The 21,436-nt window shown below is 35.2% G+C and carries 19 protein-coding genes; 15 read left to right on the plus strand and 4 right to left on the minus strand.

Annotated features, from left to right (window positions below; translation table 11 throughout):
* Positions 1-241: 241 nt before the first annotated feature.
* Both V7P73_RS13680 and V7P73_RS13685 read right to left on the minus strand, forming a co-directional pair.
* Complete coding sequence (locus tag V7P73_RS13680) at positions 242-940, minus strand: DUF1826 domain-containing protein (RefSeq protein WP_333854555.1); 699 nt, start codon at positions 938-940, stop codon at positions 242-244.
* Between the two features lie 29 nt (positions 941-969).
* Positions 970-3,162, minus strand: a complete 2,193-nt coding sequence (locus V7P73_RS13685; RefSeq protein WP_333854557.1) for a B12-binding domain-containing radical SAM protein — start codon at positions 3,160-3,162, stop codon at positions 970-972.
* Positions 3,163-3,369: 207 nt separating this feature from the next.
* Between V7P73_RS13685 and V7P73_RS13690 the strand changes: the two genes are divergently transcribed.
* The 6 genes from V7P73_RS13690 to V7P73_RS13715 are packed head-to-tail and all read left to right on the plus strand — an operon-like array spanning position 3,370 to position 10,624.
* Complete coding sequence (locus V7P73_RS13690; protein WP_333854559.1) at positions 3,370-4,836, plus strand: hybrid sensor histidine kinase/response regulator; 1,467 nt, start codon at positions 3,370-3,372, stop codon at positions 4,834-4,836.
* Between the two features lie 7 nt (positions 4,837-4,843).
* Complete coding sequence (locus tag V7P73_RS13695) at positions 4,844-8,452, plus strand: response regulator (RefSeq protein ID WP_333854561.1); 3,609 nt, start codon at positions 4,844-4,846, stop codon at positions 8,450-8,452.
* A gap of 6 nt (positions 8,453-8,458) precedes the next feature.
* Positions 8,459-8,827, plus strand: coding sequence for a response regulator (locus V7P73_RS13700; protein ID WP_333854563.1), 369 nt, complete (start codon positions 8,459-8,461; stop codon positions 8,825-8,827).
* A complete protein-coding gene (locus V7P73_RS13705; protein WP_333854565.1) occupies positions 8,827-9,657 on the plus strand; it encodes a CheR family methyltransferase in 831 nt (276 codons plus the stop codon). The genes V7P73_RS13700 and V7P73_RS13705 overlap by 1 nt, the downstream gene beginning before the upstream one ends.
* Positions 9,658-9,667: 10 nt before the next feature.
* The gene (locus V7P73_RS13710) at positions 9,668-10,243 is read left to right on the plus strand and encodes a chemotaxis protein CheB (protein ID WP_333854567.1); all 576 of its coding nucleotides are present in this window, start codon (positions 9,668-9,670) and stop codon (positions 10,241-10,243) included.
* Between the two features lie 18 nt (positions 10,244-10,261).
* Positions 10,262-10,624 carry a response regulator gene (locus V7P73_RS13715; protein ID WP_333854569.1) on the plus strand — a complete coding sequence of 121 codons (363 nt, stop codon included), beginning with the start codon at positions 10,262-10,264 and terminating at the stop codon, positions 10,622-10,624.
* Positions 10,625-10,892: 268 nt separating this feature from the next.
* Here V7P73_RS13715 and V7P73_RS13720 read toward each other — a convergent pair whose 3' ends face one another.
* Both V7P73_RS13720 and V7P73_RS13725 read right to left on the minus strand, forming a co-directional pair.
* Positions 10,893-11,489 (minus strand): TetR/AcrR family transcriptional regulator, encoded by a 597-nt coding sequence (locus V7P73_RS13720; RefSeq protein WP_333854571.1) that lies wholly within the window; start codon positions 11,487-11,489, stop codon positions 10,893-10,895.
* 163 nt (positions 11,490-11,652) lie between these two features.
* Complete coding sequence (locus V7P73_RS13725; protein ID WP_333854573.1) at positions 11,653-12,156, minus strand: DUF6702 family protein; 504 nt, start codon at positions 12,154-12,156, stop codon at positions 11,653-11,655.
* Between the two features lie 61 nt (positions 12,157-12,217).
* Between V7P73_RS13725 and V7P73_RS13730 the strand changes: the two genes are divergently transcribed.
* The 9 genes from V7P73_RS13730 to V7P73_RS13770 all read left to right on the plus strand — a co-directional run bounded on the left by V7P73_RS13730 (position 12,218) and on the right by V7P73_RS13770 (position 21,363).
* Positions 12,218-12,796, plus strand: coding sequence for a HupE/UreJ family protein (locus V7P73_RS13730; protein WP_333854574.1), 579 nt, complete (start codon positions 12,218-12,220; stop codon positions 12,794-12,796).
* Positions 12,797-13,064: 268 nt separating this feature from the next.
* Positions 13,065-15,437, plus strand: coding sequence for a M1 family metallopeptidase (locus V7P73_RS13735; protein ID WP_333854575.1), 2,373 nt, complete (start codon positions 13,065-13,067; stop codon positions 15,435-15,437).
* A 619-nt stretch (positions 15,438-16,056) separates the two neighbouring features.
* Positions 16,057-16,644 carry a tRNA methyl transferase PRC-barrel domain-containing protein gene (locus V7P73_RS13740; protein WP_333854576.1) on the plus strand — a complete coding sequence of 196 codons (588 nt, stop codon included), beginning with the start codon at positions 16,057-16,059 and terminating at the stop codon, positions 16,642-16,644.
* A gap of 21 nt (positions 16,645-16,665) precedes the next feature.
* Positions 16,666-18,414: an endonuclease gene (locus V7P73_RS13745; protein ID WP_333854578.1), complete on the plus strand. Its 1,749-nt coding sequence runs from the start codon at positions 16,666-16,668 to the stop codon at positions 18,412-18,414.
* A gap of 234 nt (positions 18,415-18,648) precedes the next feature.
* The gene (locus tag V7P73_RS13750) at positions 18,649-19,014 is read left to right on the plus strand and encodes a hypothetical protein (RefSeq protein WP_333854579.1); all 366 of its coding nucleotides are present in this window, start codon (positions 18,649-18,651) and stop codon (positions 19,012-19,014) included.
* Between the two features lie 175 nt (positions 19,015-19,189).
* Positions 19,190-19,459, plus strand: a complete 270-nt coding sequence (locus tag V7P73_RS13755; RefSeq protein ID WP_333854581.1) for a YHS domain-containing protein — start codon at positions 19,190-19,192, stop codon at positions 19,457-19,459.
* Positions 19,456-20,139: an SCO family protein gene (locus tag V7P73_RS13760; protein WP_333854582.1), complete on the plus strand. Its 684-nt coding sequence runs from the start codon at positions 19,456-19,458 to the stop codon at positions 20,137-20,139. The genes V7P73_RS13755 and V7P73_RS13760 overlap by 4 nt, the downstream gene beginning before the upstream one ends.
* Before the next feature lie 30 nt (positions 20,140-20,169).
* The gene (locus V7P73_RS13765) at positions 20,170-20,838 is read left to right on the plus strand and encodes a superoxide dismutase (protein WP_333854584.1); all 669 of its coding nucleotides are present in this window, start codon (positions 20,170-20,172) and stop codon (positions 20,836-20,838) included.
* 237 nt (positions 20,839-21,075) lie between these two features.
* A complete protein-coding gene (locus tag V7P73_RS13770) occupies positions 21,076-21,363 on the plus strand; it encodes a helix-turn-helix domain-containing protein (protein ID WP_333854586.1) in 288 nt (95 codons plus the stop codon).
* Positions 21,364-21,436 lie beyond the last annotated feature (73 nt).

The following is a 21,436-nucleotide window of genomic DNA, read 5'->3' on the forward strand; positions in this document are numbered from 1 at the left end:
TATGTCACAAGAACAATCTTTTTGTTTCTTAATTCCTAAATGCACAACAGGTATCTAATAATTTTAAAGCACCCTTTCTGTGAACTTGTTCTACGCAGATACCAACGAATTGGTAAAAGCTGCAAAAAATTCTAACCTGGCTGAGACTAAAAATAATCTACCACAGTAAAGATTAATAACAATCTGAAAAATAAAAAACCTGCCAACGAGCAGGTTTTGTTTTATGATAATGCAGACTGTTTTAGCAAATCAAAAGCAATCGGTATTCGCCATCATTTTCTATTGGTGCGCGATGGATACACGGCGGCACGTTCAGCTCGGGATGATCTACGGACAAACGCCAGAGATTTCCCAAACCGAGATTGATGGGATGTGCGTTGGCTCTCGACTGATAATGTAAATCAAAATAATACGCCTTCAGAAAAGCTTCAAAATCTTCTTCTTGGCCATCGTGCAGTTCTTTGAGTTTTTCACGGATTTCAGGAACCAGAATTTTTTGGATCGCCTGATCATTGGGTAATATGTCGCTTGCAGCACCAAAATACGTGCAGAGAAACGTACTGGTAGCGATAGGCGAGCGATCTACGTGATAAGAATACACGTCAGTCGAAATGAAATTAAACTCATCATCCCGCTCATAATTTTTAAGTAAATTAAGTGACGGAGAAGCACCAAAATCAGTTAGTAATTGCAAATCATTTAAGATAATTTCTCTTGCAAGATTGCCGTTTTCTGAGAGTGTCAGATTTTCTAGATCTTCAATAGAAACTTCTGTGATGTTGTCTTTCAGTTCTAATTTGGAAACTATTTCTCCAAAATCTCCAACCAGATTTCTTTGCCAGCAGATAGCATTGTTGTCCCCTTGGAACTCTGTATTTACAAGTTCGGGAAAGGTTGAAACGGTTTTGATTTGATGATGCTCAGAAAATATCTCAGACATATTAATACTAATATAAAATGAACGTATAATTACAAACTCAGAATAATGCCATTTTCCTTCAACTGCTGCATCGGTTTTGAGAACCAGAATAACTCGAAGTCTTCCAAATGTTCTTCATACTGATTTTTGAGTTGCAGAAGTGTGATTTTCTTAGCGTTTTCTATAGAATTATCCTGTAAAACAGAGATTAGCCAATCGGCTTTTTCTTTTTCCAATTCTATTTTCAGAATGTTGGTTTTCAGGTGAAAAGTGATTCTCGTTAGGTTGTAGGAATTGCCTTTTTTGGTTTTGACAAAATCTTCAGCAATCACATTTCTGTCCAGAAAAATTATTTTTGAATTTGGTTTGAAGGCGAAGTTTTCTTCTTCCAAAAGACTGTCGTGGATATAATCCGGATCAATCGTAGTTCTCGGAATTTTGAAGTCAAACCAATCCTGCAAAGGCATTTCGAAGTTGATGCCGTGCATATAATTGAACAAAGATTTCTTCAGTCCAAAACTGAATTTGCTATGATTGATTCCGGTTTTATCAACAAAATCGATGTCGTTGTTGGCAAACAAAATTTCTTGTTTGATAGGTGTTACACCAAATTCCTCTGGATTCTGTCCCACTGGAGAATGCGCCGTCATCGCAAATTGATGCCAAAAGCCACTTTGCAAAATTCCCATCTCAAACAATTGACGAACCATCTCGAGAGAATCTACCGTTTCCTGGACAGTCTGAGTCGGGTAGCCGTACATCAGATAAGCGTGAACCATTATACCAGCTTCGGTGAAGTTTCTTGTGACTCTTGCTACCTGATCTACAGAAACGCCTTTGTCGATGAGCTTTAGCAATCGGTCACTCGCCACTTCCAAACCACCTGAAACTGCAACACAACCTGAAATCTTCAACAGAAAACAGAGATCCTGCGTGAAGCTTTTTTCAAATCGAATGTTCGTCCACCAAGTCACAACGAGATTTCTTCTCAATATTTCCAGAGCCACTTCTCGCATCAAAGCTGGAGGTGCAGCTTCGTCCACAAAATGGAAACCCGTTTCGCCTGTGGTTTGGATGAGCTCTTCAATTCTGTCTACCAAAATTTTGGCAGAAATAGGTTCGTAAATCCTAATATAATCCAGAGAAATGTCACAGAATGTACATTTGCCCCAATAGCATCCGTGCGCCATTGTGAGCTTGTTCCATCGCCCGTCGCTCCACAAGCTGTGCATTGGATTGGCAACTTCTATTACAGAAATATAATGGTCTAATTGTAAATCCGAATAATCCGGTGTTCCAACTTCGGCTTGTTTGTAGTCGTGTTTTTTGGAATTATTTTTATAAATAACTTCTCCATTTTCAAGGAAAAATGTTCTTTTATATTCGGCTTCGAGAGCCTCGGCCTGACAAACGTTTTCATAAACAAGTTCTAATGGTAATTCGCCATCATCTAATGTGATAAAGTCTATGAACTCAAAAACTCTTTGATCCTTGATGTCTCTTAATTCAGTATTCGGGAAACCACCGCCCATTGCGGTTTTGATGTGAGGATAGGTTTCTTTAATTAACTTGGCACATCGGAAAGCAGAGTACAAATTACCGGGAAAAGGAACGGAAAAGCAAACCAATTTTGGCTGAACCAATTCCAGTTTTTTCTTTAAAATGTCTAAAGTGATTTCATCAATAAAACTATGACTATTATTGATTTTAGAATATAATTCATCAAAAGAATGAGCACTTTTTCCTAATCGCTCTGCATATCTGCTGAATCCAAAATCAGAATCGATATTCTCCACAATATAATCGGAAAGATCTTCTAAATATAAGGTTGCCAAATGTTTTGCTTTATCCTGCAAACCCATATTCCCGAAAGCAAACTCCATATCATCCAACTGATTGAAGCGGGAAGCTTCTGGCAGAAAATTCATAGAACAAATCTGTCTCGCCAAAGTCGGATTTTGATTCTGTAAAAAAAGAATCACCTGATCTATGGTTTTGATATATTCTTCTCGCAGGGCAAAAATCCTTTGTGAGTTTTCAGAAACATGATGCAAACCAATAGAAACATTGAAAACTTTCCGAAGTCCATTCTTGGAAAACAACTCCAAAATCACCTCAATCCCAAGGTCTATCTGATGACTAGATATATTTTTGGTATTAAGAAAACCTTTGATATAAGCTGTCGCTGGATAGGGCGTATTCAGTTGGGTAAAAGGTGGCGTGATGAGAAGAATGTCTTTCAAAAGAAAATTTTTGCAAAGATAAGCATGTGAAAATAGATGAATCACTAAATATTGTAATAAATAAGCAAAGTTGGCTATGTTTTTGCTAGGCTTCTTTTTGAGTTTGTTTAATAGTAGATTTTATAAAAATAATGCATTATTGGAATATTGTAAGTATTTTTGATCACTACATAAATGAAAATAATAATCAGTTCATTTTAAAATTTTATGGTCTTAATTGTTGATGATAATCCCAATAATATATTTTCTTTAAAAAAATTATTAGAGTCCAATGATTTTGAAGTAGATACAGCGCTATCTGGCGAAGAAGCTCTCGGGAAAGCTCTTAAAAATAGTTATTCCTTGATAATTCTGGATGTTCAAATGCCAAATATGGATGGCTTCGAAGTTGCTGAAAATCTATCAGGTTACAGCAAGACCAAAGAAATTCCTATTATTTTTCTATCCGCAGTTAGCATCGAGAAAAAATTCATTACTAAAGGTTACAAATCCGGTGGTAAAGATTATGTGACTAAACCTGTTGACCCAGATATTCTTTTATTAAAAGCAAAAACGTTTTACAATCTGCAGGAAAACAATCTTGCGATGAAGAAAACGCAGCACAATCTAGAACTGGAAAATAAAGGGCGAAAGGAAGCGCAAGCAACAATGAAATCTCAGATTGATCATTTTCATGGGATGTTGCAGGCTTTACCTCAAATTGCTTTTACCTTGAACGAAAATGGCGTGGTTGATTTCGTAAACTGTAAATGGTATCAATATTCTGAAAATGAACAAGATTTTCCGGAAACTCATCCAGACGATCATAATATAAGAGAGCGGTTTGAAGAATGTAGGAAAAAAGGAATAGCGTTGGAGCTGGAAATTAGAATTAAAAATATTAAAACTCAAAATTACCGTTATCATTTGTTGAGAATATCCCCTGTTTTTGAAGGCGAAATTGTCAAAAATTGGGTAGGAACTTTTACAGATATTGATGATCAAAAAAGAATCGAGAAAGAAAAAGACGAGTTCCTAAGTATTGCCAGTCACGAACTGAAAACGCCTTTGACAAGCATAAAAGCTTACACCCAGTTACTAAGTCGTAAATTGAAACAGAATGAAGATAATTCTGAATTGGTTTATGTTGAAAAAACATTAGATCAAATCGAAAAGTTAAATTCTTTGATTACTGATTTGCTTGATGTTTCCAAAATCGAAAATGGAAAATTAAAGATTAATAAAAAACCAGAAAATCTGAATCAAGTTATGGAAAATGCTATAGAAACAATTTTGCATACTAGCGTAAAAGATTTGAAAATAGAAAGGCACGGCGTGAAACCGGATTTTTTGATTCCACTAGATAAGATAAGAATAGAGCAGGTTTTGATTAATTTTCTGACTAATGCAATCAAATATTCTCCAGACAATCATCAGATTATTGTTACCACTTTTACAGACGAAAAAGAAGTTCGGATCAGCGTTACTGACTTTGGAATAGGGATTTCGGATTTCAAACAGGAATATGTTTTCCAGAAGTTTTATCGTGTAGAGGAGTCGTCTTTGCAGTTTCAAGGACTGGGAATCGGACTTTATATCTGTTCAGAAATCATTAATCAGCACCACGGAACCATCGGTGTTTCCAGCGAACTGGGAGAAGGTTCTACATTTTATTTCACTTTACCATTAAACTAAATTCTTTATGCCAAAGAAAATTATAAGAAATCTCCAGATAGGAGTTGGATTCTCACTTTTGATTTTGATTGCGAGTTCCGTAGCTTCTTACTGGAGTATCCAAAAACAAATGGATAACAGAGAAAAGCTCTCTGCAAGCCGACGTTCTATCACGGCTGTGAAAGATGTTTTAATTGCACTTTTGGATGCGGAAACCGGAAACCGAGGTTATCAGTTGACTGGCAGAGAAACATTTCTGGAGCCATATAATAAGAGTTTAATCGAATTTTCTAAAGCGATAGAAAGAGTAAAAACTTTGGATATTGATGATAAAGTTCAACTGGATCGTCTCAATAAACTGGAGGAAAATGGTAATACTAACATCAGCAATCTTAAGCAATTTGTAGAAAACAAACGTAATGGATTGGTCATGACTCAGGACCAAATCCTGAATAGCAAAGTCTATATGGACAGATGCCGAAATCTGGTTTCCGAGTTTGTGAAATATGAAGAGCAACAGTTGGAGATTAAAAATATCGATCTGACGAGATCTTCCAACACAACAGTTTTGTTCATTATTTTATCTGCAATTGCAGCAGTGATTGTGACTGCTTCTTTCTATGCAAAACTAAAAGCAGATTTGATAAGGAGAGATAAACTGGAAAAAGAATTGTCTGCAAAAGATTTGGAAATCACAAGACGTGTTAACGCGATTAAACAAATTGCCAACAGAGTTTCCAACGGCGATTACAGTCAGAAAATGGTAGATAATGCACAGGATGATTTGGGCGATTTGGTAGAATCTCTTAATCATATGACGGATTCTCTCAAAACATCATTCGAGCAAATTAATAAGAGTGAATGGCGACAAAAAGGTTTGGTTTTATTGAATGATTCTTTAGCTGGAAATAAAACAGTAAAAGAAGTAACTAAAGATTCTTTGAAAAATTTAATCGATTACGGAAGCTGTATCAACGGTGCAATTTATCTGAATGAAGAAGGAAGACTGAAACTCAACTCGGCTTATGGTTTGGAAGATCATATGAAAAAAATCTTCGAACCTGGTGAAGGAATGGTTGGACAGGTTTTTCAAAATAAAGAGCTGAAGGTTTTCAATAATTTCAACGATGATAATATCGCTATTAGTTTTGCCGGAAGTAAAATCAATGTTAATAATATTTTATTGATTCCGATTATTTTAGGAAGCTATAATTATGGCGTTTTAGAACTTAATTCAACATCTAATTTTGATGACGATAAAGTTGAATATTTTGTTGAAGCTTGTAGAAATATCGGTATTGCTCTTAAAGTTGCAAAAAGCCGTGAAGAAGAGCAAAGATTGTTGGAAGAAACGCAGAGTCAAGCAGAAGAATTACAGGTTCAGCATTCTGAATTAGAAAATCTGAATACAGAACTAGAAGCACAAACCCAAAAATTACAAGCTTCTGAAGAAGAATTAAAAGTGCAGCAAGAAGAATTACTACAATCTAATTTAGAATTAGAAGAACGTTCTACTTTGCTGGAAGAAAAAAATCATTTGATTGGTGAACGTAATGCAGAAATTCAGCGAAAAGTTGAGGAATTGGCTTTAAGCACCAAATACAAATCAGAATTTCTTGCGAATATGTCACACGAGCTGCGAACTCCTTTGAACTCGATTCTTTTGCTTTCAAGATTAATGGCGGAAAATCCGGATGAAAATCTAAACGAAGATCAAATCGAATCCGCAAAAGTCATCCAAAGCTCTGGAACAAGTCTTCTAACTTTGATTGATGAAATCTTAGATTTAGCAAAAATCGAATCCGGAAAAATGACTTTGGAACATCAGAATATTGCTTTGGATGATGTGATAAAAGATTTGAGAAATCTCTTTAATCCAATTATTCATCAAAAAGAACTTCAGTTCAATATAAATGTTGACCAAGATGTTCCAGCGATTATAGAAACGGATAGAATACGTTTGGATCAGGTCTTGAGAAATCTAATGTCCAATGCAATTAAATTCACAGAGAAAGGAAGTATTAACCTTAATATTAAAAACGATCCTAAGAATAAAAATTCAATTATTTTCTCAGTAAAAGATACAGGAATCGGAATTCCGGAAGAGAAACAGAATATAATTTTCGAAGCTTTCCAGCAAGCCGATGGTTCTACGAGAAGAAAATTCGGAGGAACAGGTTTGGGATTATCAATCAGCCGTGAGATTGCAAGATTATTAGGTGGAGAATTATCAGTAACCAGTCAGCTGAATGAAGGAAGCGAATTTAGTTTCAGAATTCCGACTGTGAAACCTGTTGAAGTCATTCATTTTGATAATAATCAGGATTTGGTAGATGTCATCAAAGATGATGTGGAAAAAATCCAGACTATTTTGGGCGAAGAAGATCCTGTTGAATTATTTAAAACGCAAATTTTAGAAATTCCAGAAGAGATAAAAGATGACAGAAACTCAATCACAGCCGATGATAAAGTCATTCTAATAGTAGAAGATGATACGAACTTTGCAAAAGCTTTATTAAAATATGCCAGAAAACAGAACTATAAAGCAATAGTTTCTGTAAGAGGTGATCAGGCGGTTCCTTTTGCGATACAATATCGACCGTCCGCCATTTTATTGGATATTCAGTTGCCAGTCAAAAATGGTTGGGAAGTGATGGATGATTTGAAATCAATTGCGGAGACAAGACATATTCCGGTACATATGATGTCTGCAATGCGGGCTAAGAAGGAAAGTCTGTTGAAAGGTGCCATTGATTTCATCAGTAAACCTGTGACTTTGGACCAAATGAATAGTGTTTTCAAAAAAATAGAAGAAACCATCAGAAAATCGCCTCAGAAAGTTTTGATTGTAGAAGAAAACGCTAAACATGCCACAGCTTTATCTTTCTTTTTGAGTAATTATAATATTCCGCTTTCTGTAGAAAATAATGTGGAAGATAGTGTTAATGCCTTGACATCCAATAGGGTAGATTGCGTTATTTTGGATATTGGTGCTTTCAAAGGCAGAGAATACGAGATTGTAGAATCGATTAAAAGTTATGAAGGTCTGGAGGATTTGCCTATCATCATTTTCACAGAACACAGTTTGTCCAATGCGGAAGAACTGAAAATCAAACAATACGCAGATTCTATTGTTGTGAAAACGGCACACTCTTACCAAAGAATTTTAGATGAGGTGGGATTGTTTTTACATTTGGTTGAAGAGAAAAATAACTCAGAAGAATCCAAAAGTAAAACTCTTGGATCATTAACAGAAGTTTTGAGTGGTAAAAAAATTCTGATTACAGACGATGATGCACGAAATATTTTCTCATTAACCAAATCTCTGGAGAAGTATAAAGTTGAAGTGGTTTTGGCAATGGATGGAAAACAGGCTTTAGAACAAATTGAAAAAAATCCTGATATCGATGTTGTTTTAATGGATATGATGATGCCGGAAATGGATGGTTATGAATCAATCAAGGAAATTAGAAAACTTCCAAAATTTTCTAAACTTCCTATCATTGCCGTCACTGCAAAATCTATGATTGGCGATAGGGACAAATGTATGGCTGCAGGTGCTTCGGATTATATTTCCAAGCCTGTGGATATCGATCAGTTATTATCATTATTACGAGTTTGGTTATACGAAAGTTAAATATTAATGAAGAAGAAGAAAGTTCTCATAGTAGACGACGATTTGCGAAATATCTTTGCTTTAAAACTGACTTTGAAAGCCAGAGCTTACGAAATAGAAACTGCTGAAACTGGTCAGGAAGCTATTGATATTTTAAAAAAGGATAACGATATCAATGTTGTTCTTATGGATATGATGATGCCCGATATGGATGGCTATCAGACTATGAAAATCATCCGTGAAACGCCTGCTATAAAAGATAAAATCATTATCGCTGTAACAGCTCAAGCTATGGCGCAAGATCGAGAAAAATGTTTAGAGGCAGGAGCAAACGATTATATTACCAAACCTATTAAAGTGGATCAGTTATTGATTGCCATAGAAAAAAAGCTATAATGTTAGAACCTAATATTGTCTTAGACCACGAAATAGAGCACCTTATCAGAGATGTTCACGAGGTTTATGGTTATGATTTTTCACTTTACAGCAAAGCTTCTTTTAAGCGTAGAGTCAATAGGATTTGCCTGATAGATAAATTCACGAGTTTTGCTGAATTACGATATAAAATCGTCAATAATCCGGATTATTTGAAGCGTTTTATAGAAGAAATCACTGTCAATGTCACCGAGATGTTTAGAGATCCTCATTTCTTCAAAGCTTTAAGGGAAAAAGTTTTACCGCAGTTGGGGACTTATCCCTTGATAAGAATTTGGGTGGCAGGATGTTCCACAGGAGAAGAAGCTTATTCAGTTGCGATATTGTTGAAAGAAGCAGGTCTGTATAATAAGTCTTTGATCTATGCGACAGATATCAATCCGTCGGTTTTAGAAACGGCACGTTCAGGTATTTTTCCAATTAATCAGATGAAGATTTATTCAGAAAATTATATACTTTCTGGTGGAGAAAAAGATTTTTCAGACTATTATACAGCCAATTATGACAGTGCAAGATTTGATAAAAGCCTAAAAGAAAAGATGATATTATCTACGCATAATTTAGTTTCCGATAGTTCTTTCAATAGTTTTCAATTGATTATTTGTCGCAATGTGCTGATTTATTTTGATAAGCAATTGCAGGAAAGAGTTTTCAATCTTTTTGATGACAGTCTGGAGAACCTTGGTTATTTGGCTTTGGGAACAAAGGAAACATTAAGATTTTCTCGTCTTCAAAAGCACTATCAGCAATTGGATGATCAGAAAATTTGGAAAAAAGCAGATCACAATTAATACAATAAGGATGGAAACAGAATTAGTGATTATTGGAGGATCAGCCGGTAGTTTGCAAGTGATTATAGAACTCATCAGAAATTTGGATACAGATTTGAGTTTTTCTGTCGTTTTGGTTGTTCATCGTAAAGCACAATCTGTAAGTATTTTACCATCATTATTACAGCAATATTCTAAAATAGAAGTCCTAGAGATAGAAGATAAAACGGAAATAGAAATCAATAAAATTTACATTGCTCCGGCAGATTACCATTTGTTGTTTGATGATAAAAAAAGTGTTTCACTCGATAGATCAGAGAAATTGCATTTTTCCCGTCCGTCAATTGATATAGCTTTCAGTTCTGCTGCAGATGTATTTGGTGACAAATTGTTGGCTGTTCTTTTATCTGGAGCCAATTCGGATGGTGTTCAAGGTTTGCAGCATATCAAAAAAAATGGAGGCAAAGTTTGGATACAAAATCCTGACACAGCGCAAGTAGATTATATGCCGAGACAAGCCATGGAGCATGTAAGATTTAATCAATTGATCACTTCTGAAAATCTTCCCAGCCTATTTAATGAATTAAATAAAAATAATAAACTATAGATTTTAAATTAACTTTATATGAGCAAGAAAAAAATATTAATCTTCGATGATGATACCACGCTTCTGGAACTGATTTCGATTATTTTCGAAGATGGTGGCTATGAAGTCGATATTTCGCAAACCTCTCACAATATTCTTGAGAAAGTTTCGGAGTTTCATCCAGATATTATTTTGATGGATAACTGGATTCCGAACATTGGAGGAATTGAAGCAACCAGACTTTTGAAAAGCCAAGAAGAGTTTAAACACATTCCAGTAATCTATGTTACAGCGAATAATGACATCGAATCTTTGGCCGATAGTGCACAAGCGGATGACTTTGTGGCAAAGCCTTTTGATTTGGAAGATTTGGAACAAAAAGTTGCTAAATATTTGAATTAATATTTCAATTATAAAAAACAAAAATGCAGTCCCAAAAGATTGCATTTTTTTAATTTAATTCAAATATAGAAATTACTTTCAACCGCCACCTACAAATGTTAAATGCTTGTAATAGTTTATATTTATACGTTATTTTACTAACAGTGTTAATTAGAAAAACAAAGATCTCAGCAAAAATGTAAAGGTTGGGAAATCTCACTTTAAATTTATTTAAAAAATTAATTTGTCGTTAATATTCCTAATGGTGCTAATTGACAGTCAAAAAAAATTATAGCGACTTTATAAAAGCTGCAACGGTTTCGTCCAACGTAGTCTTATTCATTGTAGAAGGGATATCGTCGTTACGCATCATCATAATAGAAATCAAACCGTGTACTGCAGAAAATATAGCGTGCGAAGAGTGGCAAGCGTTATCAGGATTCGAGCCTTTTTTCTGGATGATTTCGTCAGTACAATCGTAAAGCATATCTTGGAAAGATGAGAATTCTTCCTTCATAAGACCTTTTCCACTGCATTGCATTCCCAATCCGAACATCAATTGATAATACTCTTTATTCTTAAAAGCGAATTTCCAATAGGCATCCACAATCGCAGTCAATTGCTCTTCTGGCGTATGGTGTTTTTTCTTAGCTTTCAACAATTCGATTTGTAGCTGATGAAAACCATTTAGAGAAATCTCAAACAAAATAGCTTCCTTGTTTTCGAAATAATCATAAACCACTGGCGCACTGTATTCTATAGCATCAGCAATTTTTCTAATAGAAAGCGAAGCCCAGCCGTCGTTTTTAGCCAAAGTAAAAGCCGCATCCAAAATCTTGGCACGTATTGATTCTTTTTCTCTTTGTCGGCGTTCGTGTAAACCCATGTTTGTATTATTTCTAACAGCGTTAGTAAATTTAGAACATTTTAATCTTTAATACCAAATTATTTCATCCTAATTAATTTTCGACTTCAATTGGATAGTCTATGAATTATGTTTCAAAAAGGTTTTGATTTGATTATTGATAAAAACGGTAACTATTTTCAATTTAAAATTCTTGAAACAAATAACGGTCAGGATAATTCAACCTTTCACTTTTGCGTTGACCGTTGATGACAATATGGATGATATTCATCTGGTCATCAAAAAGATTATAAAGAAAGCTGACAGCCGTTTCCACTTTTTTAGGATTAGCTACAGTTTCCGATTCCAAAAAAATATCAACACTTTCTTTATCTTCTTCATAACCAATGAATTTAACTTTCACAAATTGATTATTCACTTTCAGTTTTACATATTCGGAAGCGTAATTTTTCAAAGCTTCGTTCATTTCCTTTTCAGATTTCGGATTGAGAAAATGAAGATTTTTTTCATATTTTTTATTGATGGCGTTTTCCAAATCATCCATAAAAAAACGTCCGGAAATTTCAAACGATTTTGACTTTTGGTTATAATTAAATTCCATAGAACCAACGTGATAAGGATGGACTTTAAACGATAAAAGCGCTACAAACAAAGACAAAATAACAACCGCAGAAAAAAAGTTCTTCATCAGACCCAAAATTTAAATCGAAATTAATCATTATTTTCGTAATTCTTTTTAAAATGATAGGATGCAGGATTTTATTTTTTACCTGAAATTGGGTTGGGAACACATTATTTCTTTGGATGCGCTGGACCATCAGCTTTTTATTTTGGCTTTGATTGCTGTTTATTCTTACAACGATTTCAAAAAAATCCTGATTCTCGTAACTGCCTTTACCATTGGGCATTCTATCACTTTAGCCCTTAGTTCACTTAATGTTTTGAGAGTTCCTAGCAACTGGGTAGAATTTCTTATTCCTTTGACCATTGTCATCACATCGTTGGATAATATTTTTATGAAAAATAATCAGAAAACTCTGATGAAAATGAACTATTATTTGGCAATGATTTTCGGACTCATCCACGGAATGGGATTTGCGAACACAGCCAGAATGATGTTGGCAAAAGAACAGAGCATTTTCGTTCCGCTTTTGGGCTTCAACATTGGATTAGAATTGGGACAAATTGCTTTAGTCATTGCGATTTTGATTCTGCTTTTCATTCTTCTCAAGATTTTCCGTGTCAATAGAAAAGATTGGATTTTATTTGTTTCTTCGGGTGTTTTCGCATTGGCGTTAAAAATGACTTTAGAAAGATTACCTTTTTAAAAGTTGATTTTTTTGATTTGACTACGTCGAACCACTTCGTTAGGTTTGGGCAGCTTAATCCGCCTTCCGCTCCCAATCTTTTCACTCCACTACGTTGCGTAAAAAGGATTTCCGCTCAAGTCGGGCTGCGTATGATTCTGTGTTTAATATTTTTTTAAATAGAATTAATCTGTATTAGTAAAAAATAAATGCAAATTTCTATCTTATTCGTAACAATTCCCTAAATTTGATTACTTGTAAAGAATTATTATCTAATTGTTTTGAAAAAATGAAGTTAAAAGTTTTAGGACTTTTATTCTGCTCTGCTGTTGTGTCAGCACAGAATATCCAAAATAATCCGGGAAGCAACCACGGGAACAAATTTGAACAACTCGGAACTATCCTTCCAACCCCCAATGTCTATAGAACAGCTTCTGGTTCGCCTGGACAAGCCTATTGGCAACAACGCGCAGATTATGATATTGAAGCTTATTTGGATGAAGATAAAAGAAATCTGAAAGGTTCAGAAACCATCACTTATTACAACAATTCTCCCGACGATTTGGATTATCTTTGGCTTCAGCTGGACGAAAATGAACAATCTTCTGTGAAAAATGCAGATTATACTGTTTCTTCTACGCTCCCTAAAAAAGTGGTTATTGATAAAGTAAAAGCTTCAGAACTTCCTGTTGCAGATAATGGTTATGGAGTGAATCTGGAAAAAGTAACAGATGCTTCCGGAAATCCGTTAAAATATGTGGTCAACAAAACAATGATGCGTATTGACCTTCCAAAAGCATTGAAAAAAGGAGAAAAATACGTTTTTAAAATCAATTGGAATTACAACATCCCAAATCGTATAGAAAAAGGCGGTAGAGGTGGTTACGAAAGCTTCCCTGAAGATGGTAACGATCTTTATACTATCACGCAATGGTTCCCAAGAATGTGCGTTTACAGTGATTTCCACGGTTGGCAGAATCATCAGTTCACGGGACGTGGCGAGTTTGCTTTGGTTTTCGGAAATTATAAAGTAAAAATGAATGTTCCTGCTGACCACGTTGTTGGTGGAACGGGAGAATGTAAAAACTACGAGCAAGTTCTTTCTTCAGAACAATTAGCAAGATATAGAAAAGCTGAGAATTCTAATGAACCGATAGAAATTGTGACTTTGGAAGAAGCTAAAAAAACTGAAAAAAATCATTCAAAACAAAGAAAAACTTGGATTTTCGAAGCGAATGACGTTCGTGATTTTGCCTGGACTTCTTCAAGAAAATTTATTTGGGACGGAATGCGTGTGACGATTCCTGAAAATAATAATAAAGTAATGGCAATGAGTTTCTACGGAAAAGAAGCTTACGGATTGTATAGAAAATTCTCTACAAAAGCAGTTACTCATACGATTAAAACATACTCAGAATTCACGATTCCTTATCCATATCCTGTAGCACAATCTGTAGAAGCAGCGAATGGAATGGAGTATCCGATGATTTGCTTCAACTACGGAAGAACCGAAAAAGACGGAACTTATTCCGAAGCGATTAAAAACGGAATGTTGGGTGTAATCATTCACGAAGTTGGACACAATTTTTTCCCAATGATTATCAATTCCGACGAAAGACAATGGAGCTGGATGGATGAGGGTCTCAATACTTTTGTTGAATATCTGACAGAGGAAAAATGGGACAACAAATTCCCTTCAAAACGTGGTCCAGCTTGGACAATTGTAGATTATATGAAACTTCCGAAAGACGAATTGGAACCGATTATGTCTAATTCTGAAAACATCGCAAGATTTGGCCCAAATGCTTATTCAAAACCAGCAACGGGACTTAATATTCTTCGTGAGACGATTATGGGAAGAGACTTGTTTGATAAAGCTTTCAAGACCTATGCAAAAAGATGGGCTTTCCGTCATCCTGAACCCGCGGATTTTTTCAGAACGATGGAAGATGCGAGTGGGGAAGACTTAGATTGGTTCTGGAGAGGTTGGTTCTACGGAACAGACCCTGTAGATATTTCGCTAGATAAAGTGACAATTGCAACGCCAGATTTTGATGCAGTTCCAAAATCGGAAACTGTGAAATATACAGTTGAAAAACCTGTTTTGAATGAGTTTGAAGATGTTTCTAAAATCAAAAACAGAGACGATAAGAATATCAAATTCTATGTAGAATCAGATAAAGATGTTCAGGATTTTTATTACAGATATGACCGCGGACAGGAGAAAGTGGATACTTCAAAAGAATATAACTTGACGACTGGAAATTTTGAAAAATTAGATAAGAAAGACATCAAAAAAGAAAATAATGTAACAGCTTATCAAATCGATTTTTCTAATAAAGGCGGATTGGTAATGCCGATTATTTTAGAATTCACGTTTGAAGATGGTTCAAAATTGAATGATAAAATTAGTGTTCAGATTTGGAGACATAACGAACAGAAAGCTTCAAAAACTTATTTCTTTGATAAGAAACTGAAGTCTGTGCAGCTGGACCCAATGAGAGAAACGGCTGATATTGACACTAGCAACAACTTCTGGGCTGCTTCTACTTCATCAGAAACACCTAGCAAATTCCAAGTTTTCAAACAAAAACAAAAAGATGCCGCAAGAGGTGCTTCCAACGGAAAAGTAAATCCAATGCAAGCTGCTGGAAAAAAATAATCTTAAATTATAATAAAAGCAAAACGGTTGTTTCTTATTTGAAACAACCGTTTTTTTATAATTAAAAGTGTTAGGTTTTATAGTAAAATCAAATATCAAAGTCGATTCTGTTCATAAGTTTTTCAAACAGCTTTCGTTTCTTTCATTTTCTGATTTCCAAAATTATATTTCAAATTAATTGTAAATATTGTGTGTCGCCATAATCTTTGAAATATTGATTTATTCGATCTGAAAATATCATTGAAAACCATTGCTCTTAAATCTAAAACCGGCAACATCCAGAATTTTTCTGACAATCATCAGCCAAAGCAAACTTTTTTGTCTTTCATTATTTCAAATTTTTTTAAACCTTGAGATAGGTCAATATTAAATTAAGAACATCGACAAACATTTGGATTTTCGAGCATCGTCTGAATAGTCTTTGATTTTGTTTGACAAAAATAAAAAACAAAACGTGAATAAAAGACAAGAAACTCTTTTATCCATGTTTGATATTTTTGAGTTTTTTATTTCAATAACTTGCTTGTATAGTGTGTTATAATTACATAAAGAATAAGTTTTTGTAAACAAATGAATAATTTTTTTGAAAAAACTTTGTATTTAATTTAAAATAATTAAATTGCGCGCCCTTGTTGATAATAGAATTACAGCAAGCGGTTTATATCTAAGATTTATGACCAAAAAAGGACAAATAGTTGAAATACCTGCAAGCGCTCCAATCTATAGTAGAGAATTGCCAAGATTTCATTCCAAGAAAGATGAACTCATCTGGAAATCCCAGAAAAAAGAGTACTCGCTGTTTGACGGTTTTCTGGTTGGAGAACATCACGGTGTTGAAAATTTTAAGATTGGACAAAGAAAAGGAATTAATGTAGGTGGAAAAAAAGAGCCTTTGTATGTCATTGGGATTGATGAAAAAGAAAACAGGCTTTTTGTGGGCGCAGGAGATTCTCATCCTGGACTTTTGACGAGTGTTATTCGTCTTGGAGAAAATTTAGAATTAAATGATATTAATTTTTCTAAGGAAGAATTAGAATACGGAATTGATGTAGAAGTTTCAAATCAAGTTAATAAAGATGAGCTCCCTGCTAAACTTTATGGATTTGATAACAGTTTTTTTCTGGAATTTGAAAACAGAGTTTCGGTAACCATTAAAGAACATCCATTTGATATCATTTATCAAAATAGAATTATAAAGAGTTATTAAAAAATAATTAAATATTTACTTATGAAATTAAAGGTTTCCTTTTTTGCAAGTATTATTTCGTTTGTTGGTTTTGCACAGTCAGCTCCGTCTTATTATTCCGGAGTTAATTTTAACAAAACAAAAAATGAATTAAAAGCTGATCTTGCAACTTTAATCACAACAACACACACCAAAACTATTTCTTACAGCGAGTTGCAAACGCTGATGAAAACAAGTGATGTTGATCCTCAAAATCCATCAAATCTATTGTTGATTTATGGTTCTCAAGCATCTGGAACGCATCAGAGAAGCCGTCCGATTGGCGGTTCTTGGAACCGTGAGCACGTTTATGCAAAATCTAAAGGGACGCCTAACTTGGGAACTTCTGGTCCTGGAGCAGATGGTCATCACCTTCGTCCAGCAGACAATACATTGAACAGTACAAGAGGAAGTTTGTTGTTTGATGACGGAACGGGAGCAACAGCAAACAAAACAAGTCGTGGTGGTTGGTATCCTGGAGACGAATGGAAAGGAGATGTTGCCAGGATCCTGATGTATATGTATGTAAGATACAACACGAGATGTCTTCCTTTGAACATCACGATGAATCCTTCTACTTATTCTTCTGATTTCCCGGATATTCTTTTGAAATGGAATGTTGAAGATCCAGTTTCTGATTTCGAAAGACAAAGAAACAATGTTGTTGCGAACACACAAAAGAACAGAAATCCATTCATCGATAATCCTTATTTGGCAACTGTAATTTGGGGCGGGCCTGCAGCGCAGAATACATGGCCAGATACTTTCAATGGAGGAAGTACTAGTGATACAGAGGCTCCAACTACACCAACAAACTTAGCCGTTTCTGGAAAAACATCTTCAAGCATTTCTTTATCTTGGACAGCTTCTATGGATAACGTTGGTGTGAACAGCTATGATATCTATTTGAACAACACTTACAAAATGTCCGTATCGACTAATAGTGGAACTGTAACAGGTCTTGCACCGGCTACAACTTATTCTTTCTATGTAGTGGCTAAAGATTTTGCTGGAAACAAATCTGGAAATAGCACGTCGGTCGAAGGTACTACAGAAAACGGAACAACGCCGGAAACTGGAACATCTTGTGGTACAGAAGATTTTGAAAATGTTGGAGCAAGTGGTTCTTCTTACACCAATTTTGAATGGTCAAACCAAAATATTCTTTGGAATGTAACCAAAGGTAGAGCTGATAAAGCGGTTTATATTGGTGGAGATACCAACAAAGCAATTTGTATCAGACAAGGTTCATTGACATCTTCTACAATCTCAGGCGGTATTGGTTCATTGACAGTTAAAACATATTTGCCTTTCAGTGATTCTGCAGGTAACTTGACTTTAAAAGTGAATGGTGTTGTGAAAGGACAAATTCCTTATTCTAAAACTGCTGGAACATTCACGGTTTCTAATATTGATGTAGAAGGAAATGTAGTGATAGAAATTGTAGAAGAAAATGATAAGAGAGTTTCTATTGACGATCTTTCTTGGACTTGTTATGCGAAAATGGCGGTTTCAGAATCTAATGCTAAAAATCAAAAACTAACTGTTTATCCTAACCCTGTGAAAAACAGTGAATTGTTCATCAGTGGAATTTCTAAAAACGAAACAGTTCAGATTTACAGCGCCAACGGACAATTGGTTCAAACCATCAATAATGTTAATAACAACGAAAAGATTAACTTGAAAAAACTTTCTAAGGGTATTTATTTTGTGAAAACAAAATCTAGCAGCACGAAAGTAATTGTTGATTAATCAATTTCAAATCATAACAAAAGGTCAGGAGTTTTCTTCTGGCCTTTTTTGTTTTTGAATCTTGAATATCAAAACCTCAGTTAGTGCGACCTGTGAATAGAAAAACAATTTAAGAAATAAACGAAGAGTGCCGTAGGTACGAACTTTATGCAAACTAAATTCAGCAATCTAACAAACTGAATCTACTGTCAAATGTCATTTGTTATCTGAGGCTAATGCATTATTTTTGTTCTATTGAAAGCATTCATTTCTATATTCATCATTTTCACAATCGCGTTACGTCCTGTATTGCCATTGATTGATTATACCGTGAATTACAATTACATCACTAAGAATCTTTGTGCAAACAGGACGAAAAAAGAAATGGATTGTAAAGGGAAATGCTATTTGGCTAAAGAACTTTCCAAATCTTCTCAAAACTCTGCAAAACAAGACCAAGTGAAGCTTTCTGTATTCTCAGAATTATTTACTGTTAAGGATATTTTCACAATTTTGAATGATTTTAAGTTCAATCTAGACAATCAAAAACAGAATTCTTTTCTGTCTCAATTTTACACATTCTCATTAGATTCAAGGATATTCCATCCACCTTTGATTTAATTAATATAGTAAGCTTTTTCACTTAACAGAAGTTAGTATCTCTATCAATTACAATTAGTTAAAAAGCTTTTCTAAGCAAAGTGCCTTTGTGAACCTTAAAAGATTTAAGTTAATAAAATCCTTCGTGCTCTTTGTGTTCAAAAATTCTAATTAAAATTAAATCCAATTTCAAAAAATGAAATTCAATATTTTGATGATACTGCTTTCGGTATCTGCACTGTCTTGTGCGCAGGAAACGCCCAAAGTAAAGCAGGTTTCCAAAATGAAACCCAAAACAGATTTAAAAGGCGTAAAGGTCGTGAATACCGATGATCCAATTTGCCATATGAAAACTGCCGAATTTCTAAAAGATACTGTCGTTTACAAACGCAAAACTTATGGTTTCTGCAGCGACCATTGTAAGAAAGAATTCAAGAAAAATCCAGCTAAATACGCCTTAAAATGAATTACAGAAAGAAACAGGAGTCTTTCAAAAAACGCAAACTGATTTTGCCAATCATAATTTTTGCGGTATTATTTTTGGTCATAGGAATTGGAACGAGCTACTTCAAGAAAAGTCTTTATATGGTAATGAAAGTTCCGGATTTTGCGCTGTCAGACCAAAATTCCAAGAAGATTACAAATAAGGATATGTTGGGGAAAGTTTATCTCGTAGAGTTCTTTTACAGCCGTTGTCCCACGATTTGCCCCGTGATGAATTCTAATATGAAATACATCGATGAGCAAATCAACAGTCCGGATTTCGGTATCATCTCCATCAGTATAGACCCGACGAACGATACGCCGGAAGTACTGAAAAATCACGCTAAGATGATTGGTGCTGATTCCCCTAATTGGCATTTTCTATCGGGAGACCGGGATTATATCGGTAACATTGCAGATATGTTCGATATCTATGTAGGAGATAAGGAAGATGATTCGGAGAGTCTCAACCACAGCGGGATGATTGCTTTGGTAGATAAAGATGGGAATCTGCGTTGCAGGTTTGACGAGAACAATATGCCGATTCTTTATTATTCAGGATTGAATTACGAAGATGAAGCGGGAACTAAAACCAGTCTGAGAGGAAAGTACCATCCGGACAGGGAAAAATTGATAGAAGACATCAGAAAATTATTAAAATAATAAATGTTTAATTACTAAAAAAAAGTTATTATGAAAATCAAGAAAATATTTCTAGCAAGTGCAATATCTGCAGCAACATTTGCGACAGCACAATTCAAGCAAACGGCTTTGCCTTACGCTTACAATGCTTTGGAAGGTTCTGTAGATGCGCAGACGATGGAAATACATTACACAAAACATGCGGCAGGATACGTAAATAACCTGAACAAAGCCGTAGCAGGAACACCGCTGGAAAAAGAGAGCCTGGAAAAAATACTCTCCCACATCTCCAAAGAAAGCCCGGCAGTACGAAATAATGCGGGTGGCCATTATAACCACGAGCTGTTCTGGACCATCCTCACACCTGAGAAAAATACAATGCCTTCCGCAAAACTGGCTAAAGCAATCAATGATAACTTTGGAAGCCTGGATGCACTAAAGGAAACACTGAGCAAGGCTGGCGCTGACCGTTTTGGATCCGGCTGGGCATGGTTAGTGGTGACGGCAGATAAGAAGCTGGCAGTAACATCTTCCCCAAATCAGGATAATCCGCTGATGGATGTGTCGGACATAAAAGGTACGCCTGTTTTAGGAATCGATGTATGGGAACATGCCTACTACCTAAAATATCAGAATAAAAGAGCAGACTATCTGAACGCCTTCTGGAACGTTGTAAACTGGAAGGAAGTCAGTCGCCGTTATGAGCAGGCTGTTAAATAATCCTTGATAAACCACTAAAAAAAGCACAGCCTTGGCTGTGCTTTTTCATTAGATACCTTGGTACTTCACAAGGCATCAAATCTCACGGAAAGGCCTATGGTATGTTTGCCTGTCATCATATCTCCACGGGCTCGGTTGGTTTTTATTGATATCAACTTTCAGCATTATTTTTAGTGGTGCTGGTTTCCATATGAAAGAAGTTTATTATTTTTATATTACAAACTAATTAACACAACTATGAAATCCAATTTAAGCTCCGAAGACGAGAATCTATTGATGCTAATAGCGCAATATTTAGAATTCAACAGTCAGCAAATGCAGTTGCTCACCAATTGGCTGAAAACCAACGAAAAATCTGTAAAAAATAACCTCATAGACAGTGCCGAACTCAAACAGCAGTACCACATCAGCGACAGCACCATTTATCGCCTCAGGAAAAAGGGTAAGCTGAGTTTTACTAAATTAGGTAACAAATATCTGTACTCCCGCAGTGCTATTGAAAACCTGATGGAGCAAGAGCCTTAAAAGCCACCGTTTCACTTCAATGCATTACCCCGTCCTTAGTCGGACGGGGGTTTATTGCTTTGTCCCCAAAGCT

The sequence above is a fragment of the Epilithonimonas sp. genome (assembly GCF_036780765.1).
GTDB lineage: Bacteria > Bacteroidota > Bacteroidia > Flavobacteriales > Weeksellaceae > Epilithonimonas.